The sequence below is a fragment of the Deltaproteobacteria bacterium genome, from assembly GCA_003194485.1.
GTDB lineage: Bacteria > Desulfobacterota > Dissulfuribacteria > Dissulfuribacterales > UBA3076 > UBA3076.
Genome location: PQXD01000047.1, coordinates 1 through 5290, shown reverse-complemented (window position 1 = coordinate 5290; position 5290 = coordinate 1). Strand labels below are relative to the sequence as shown.

Here is a 5290-nt window from a genome sequence, read left to right as displayed (position 1 = left end):
AAGCACAAATTCTGAAGGCCTTCGGCTATAAAATCAAAAAAGGGGTCTTACAAGAAGTCGGGAAGTAATTGGTTGTTATTGCGAACTTTTATGGGGATCAAATAGGGTTAACGGTTAAACTCCTGTTTAAGAAGATGCTTCGAACCGGTGCGCCGGGTCTCTATGGCTGGAGGACCGTTCTTTCCGGCACTTTTCTTCCGGCCAGACCTATAGCCAGGGCCTTTCCGGATCTGGTACGCCAGATTGCATCCGAAGGCCACGAGGTCATTGTCCACGCATGGGACCACAGACGCTGGCAGGATCATTTGCACCACATGACAGGAGAGGAGATCAAAGGGGAATTCGACAAATCATTTTCATCCTTTGAGGATATCCTGGGCAGAAGACCCTTGGCTGTTGCCGCACCCGGATGGCAGGCAACAGCAAACAGCCTCGCCGTCCAGGATCAACTTGACTTGCTGTATGCAAGTGACCTAAGAGAAGGCCCTCCCTGCTTCCTCCAGTGCAAGGGACAGGAATTCCATACCCTTCAAATACCGACCACCGGTCCCTGCCTGGAAGAGTTGTTGACCGTGGGGGTCAGGGACGAAGGCAATCTTGCCCAAGGCCTTCTGAAGCCCCTGCGAGAGGCAGCGCAGCCTGTGCTTGCGGTCCATGCCGAGGTGGAGGGCGGTCCTTATAGGACCTTTTTCGACAGGCTCCTTCCCAGCTTACTGAAGGACCATAAGGAGATCCTCTGCCTGGAAGACGTGGCCCGGCTCATACTTTCAGAAACAGGCTCCATCCCCCGGCGGGAGCTCATGTATATTTCTTTGCCCGGGCGTGCCGGGACCATAGCGTCTTCTGCCTGAGATGAGCATATGGTATGATGCCTCCTTTTCTACCAGACATGTGACCCAGTATCTGTCATGAAACCGCTGAAAATCAATGCCTGATTCTTTCAGTATATTACAGAGGCCATGGGCCTCCTTCTTATCTATAAATAAAAATTTCTTGACAGCCTGGTTTTTCCTATTATAGTTGCGTCTGATTTGCAATAAATTTAAAGAAGTGCGTCCAACTGGCTTTGGACAAGGGAATTTATGTAAGAAATGCTCTGTTCGTAGCGTCTAAGTTGGAGTTATTGATTTCCATTTTAGGCGAAGGCCGATCCTGAGGCCGCGTTGGCTGAAGCTGAGAAAAGCGCAGAGTGAATAGCCGGCGACCAGGCCTCTTTTGAAAGGGAGGTTTCCTGGGTGACGGCCGAGGTAAAAAGACTTAACGCCGACATCAAGGGCATGATCGGCAAGCTTGAAAAGCTGCAAAAAAAGGGGGAGTTCAGCAGAATCATAGAGGGAAAGGCGGCCTTTCCGGCAAAGAGTGAAGCCGCCTTTCCGGTCGGAAGCAGGCCCGGTTAGTGCCCTAACCGGACCGCCCCTCAGTTCTCTTTTCTACCAGGGCTGGGGGTTAGTGTCAATTCTCATGCTATAAAAGAGGAAGGAGAACTTAATAATGAGACAGTTTAGATTGGTATTGTGCTTATTAACTTTAATTCTTTCTTCTGCCCTGCTGGCACATGCGCAGGAAGCGGTAGAGCTCGAGAAAACCGTGGTTACAGCCACCAGGATTGAGACTGCGGTAGAGGATCTTCCCATGAGCGTTGAGATAATTACCAGAGAAGAACTGGATAACATGCACGTAAAGACCGTGGACGATGCCTTGAGCAGGGTGGCAGGAATCAGGGTGAAACGCTCGAGGGGGCTTATAACTTCAGGTGGTCATACCATAATTATGATGAGGGGAATGAGCAGTACCAAGCAAATAGTAGTGTTAAAGGATGGCATCCCCTTGAATATGACCTATTCCGGTGGATCGGTTCAGCCCTGGAGTGAGATGTCAACAGAGGACATAGAAAGGATTGAAGTAGTTAGAGGAGCATCATCTGCCCTTTATGGGTCATATGGCATGGGAGGGGTAATTAACATCATTACCAGAGCCCCCAAGGAAAAAAGGGTTGCCGGAGGCTTAAGCTACGAATATGGCGACCGGATGGACAGCCAGATCTACAATCTAAACCTGAGGGGAATGGCCTCTGACTGGCTGGGCTTGCGCCTTTCTGCCGGAGGAAGCAACACCCATGGCTATAAATATAAAAAAGGCGACAAGTGGAAAGATTACTACAAAAAACACGACTTTGATCGGTATAACATCTCTCCCGAAATAGACCTTAAGCTGGGTAAATCTGACCTTAAGCTACAGTATGAGCACTTTGATGATGAATATACCTCGGCCACATATACTGCTTACGATATGGAGTCGGAGATTGATAAGTATACCGTAAATTATACCCTACCCGTAGGAATGGCAGACTTAAATGCAAAATTTTACTACTTTGACTATGATAGTTACTTAAATGCCCGCAAATATAATAAAAAAACGGGAAAGCACGACAAATTTTACTATGAGAATGACATCCCCAAGGATGATTATGGTCTTATGCTCCAGGCAACCAGGGAGATAAAAGGGACGGTATTTACCATTGGTTCTGACCTCAAATGGGGGGAATGCGAATCTGACTATGATTATGCTAAAGGCCCCCGATACTTTGAGGGCAAGCAAAAACAGTATTCGGGATTCTTGAATGCCGAGCTCCCCCTGTTTCAGGACAGGTTAATTCTCAGTGCCGGAGTGCGCTATGACTGGTGGAAGAACTACGATGGTGAGTTTTATGATAATACCACCGGCAAGTTAATAGAAATTGACTACCCCACCAATACCAAAGACCATTGGTCTCCACGGGCAGGACTGGCCTATAAACTCACCGGGAGTACCAAACTTCGGGCTTCCTTTGGCACCGGCTTCCGTGCTCCGGAGCTTTATGACCTTTACAAATCCGGACCCCATGGTTCTTCCCTCTTTGAGATTGGCAACCCGGACCTTGAACCCGAGGAGATGACCTTTTCCTTTGATTGCGGATTTGATACCAGGCCTCTTTATGAAATTTTTAAGCTTGCCGAAGGCCTTGAACTGTCATTCACCTTTTATCACAGCAATTACGAGGATTTCATCTACTCCAAGATCCTGGAGCCAGGGGAGGTACCCTCATTTTTTACCCCGGATCCGGGTATGGATGTAAAGCAGAAAGTAAATGTGGGGGAGGTTCACGTCGATGGGATAGAGACAGAACTGGATTATACCTTCAACGCCCTTTATGGAGAGTGGCATACCTTCGCCAACTATACCTGGAACCGCTCCAAGATCCATGAGAATAATTTGGAGCCAGAGCTTGAGGGCACTTATCTTCGCTATGTTCCCCGGAGAATGGCAAATATAGGGATTAGTTATGATCATCCCAGGTGGTTTACCGTCAGTTGTTATATTAGGAATGTCGGGCCGATTTATTACGATGAAGAAAACACCAGGAAGATGGGAGGATATACAGTGGGAGACCTGAAAGTGTCTCTTAAGTTACCATGGATACCGGGTGCTGAGGCATTTTTAAACGTGGATAATTTTACCAACAAGCAATACAAGGAGTACTGGTATGACTATGCACCGGGCTGCGTGGTCTATACCGGGATGAAGTACACCTTTTAGGTGAACGTTCAGCGATCAGCCATCAAGTGTAATCGTTATTGGCATTGATCCAGAAGCCGAAAGTTTACCGCTGGTGGCTAAATATTTACTAAAGGTATGGTGCATCATGGCCCTGATTTTGGGATATTGTTTCCCAGCCTTTCCTGAAAATGAAATCCCCGAAAATGGGAAGGAATCCCCTGCCATCAGAGATGAGACCTTTACCGTTATCACCCGGGAGGACATCAAATCCTTAGGGGTGCATAGTATTATGGAGCTGCTTAACCAGGTAGCTGGAGTTAAGGCTACTGAGACCTCGGTAAGCCTTCGGGGGACAGCATCCAAGCAGGTAGTTGTCTTTCTGGATGGCAGGCCCCTCAATAACCCTCTGACCGGAAGTGTGAACTTGTGGACAGTCTCTATTCACAACATTGAAAAAATCGAGATCTCTAAGGGCACGGGGTCAGCACTGTATGGAGCCGGTACCGGCGGGATCATCAAGATCACCACGAAAAGGATTACAAAAAGGCCTGAAGGTAAGGCGGAGGTCTCTTATGGAAAATTTGATACTCAGAAATACGATCTTAATTATCACCAAAAGATAGGGGAGTTTGGGTGTTTAATTGCCGGGAGCTTTGATAAGAGCCATGGCTACAGAAAAAATAGTGACTCAGATAAAAAGGCCGGAACATTAAAATTGAATTACCGGCTGAAAGAAGAATCGAATCTCTCCCTTTCTCTCAATTATTCTAAAAAGGAGAGTGAAAGTCCGGGCAGGATTGATCATCCAACCCCAAACGCCAGCTATAATAAAGAAGAGTGGGGAACCATTATTGATTATCAGCGGAAAGATTGGGAAACCGAAATTTACTGCAGCGGTTACGACAAGAGGACGAAAAATCCCGACATATCTCTTGACTACCTCATGAAGAGTAACCTTTTGGGAGTAGATATTAAAAATGTATTTGATATTCCCTATCTGGGAGATTTTATACTGGGGACAGAAGTAAGAAGAAGTAAAGTGGATGCAAGCAAGATTGGAGATCATGAAGAAGATGAATTTGCCCTCTATGGAGAAAAGGAGTTTAGGTTTGGGAACTTTCCTTTATCCTTGAGTCTTGGTTTAAGAGGGAGATACCACACTGATTACGATTTTGCCTTAAGTCCTCAGCTTACGATAAGCTACCCATTGGGAAAAGGGAAGGCTGACTTCTCGGTAAACAGGGCGGCTACCATTCCTACTTTTTATGAAAGGTACTATAAGAGCACCTTTGTCCAGGGAAATCTCAATCTTAAAGAAGAGGAGGCAACAAATTATAACCTGACAGTAGGATACAGGTTTAATGAATCCTTAAAGGGTAACCTTTCCTTTTTCTTTAGTGACATCGATGACCTTATTACCAACCAGGAGGGAAAAGACCTGGTCTGGAGATATATCAATCTGAAAGACACCTCCCGAAAGGGAACGGAATTGGAAACCGAGATCGACCTTTTTGAGAAGATTAAATTAACCGTGGCCTATACCTATCTTATTGCTAAAAACGATGATACCGGAAAGTACATCATCAATAGGCCCAAACACGAGATGAATATTCGGCTGAGGTATTCGAGCGTGTCCCGTAAATCATATCAGCCGAAGATTTCGATTCGGCCAAATTTTGGCCTTATGCCCCTCTGGGCTTTCTGGAAATGCTGATTATTGAGATTCATTGTCATAAGAGCCTTATTCCACCCC

At 46.4% G+C, this 5290-nt stretch carries 3 protein-coding genes; all 3 read left to right on the top strand.

The features are described 5' to 3' along the window. The first annotated feature begins 68 nt into the window (after positions 1–68). Entirely contained in the window at positions 69–851 is a 783-nt protein-coding gene (locus C4B57_11595) for a hypothetical protein (protein ID PXF50864.1), read from the top strand. Between the two features lie 640 nt (positions 852–1491). Continuing rightward, positions 1492–3576 (top strand): hypothetical protein, encoded by a 2085-nt coding sequence (locus tag C4B57_11590; GenBank protein ID PXF50863.1) that lies wholly within the window; start codon positions 1492–1494, stop codon positions 3574–3576. 106 nt (positions 3577–3682) lie between these two features. Further along, positions 3683–5251: a hypothetical protein gene (locus C4B57_11585; protein ID PXF50862.1), complete on the top strand. Its 1569-nt coding sequence runs from the start codon at positions 3683–3685 to the stop codon at positions 5249–5251. Positions 5252–5290: the final 39 nt, after the last annotated feature.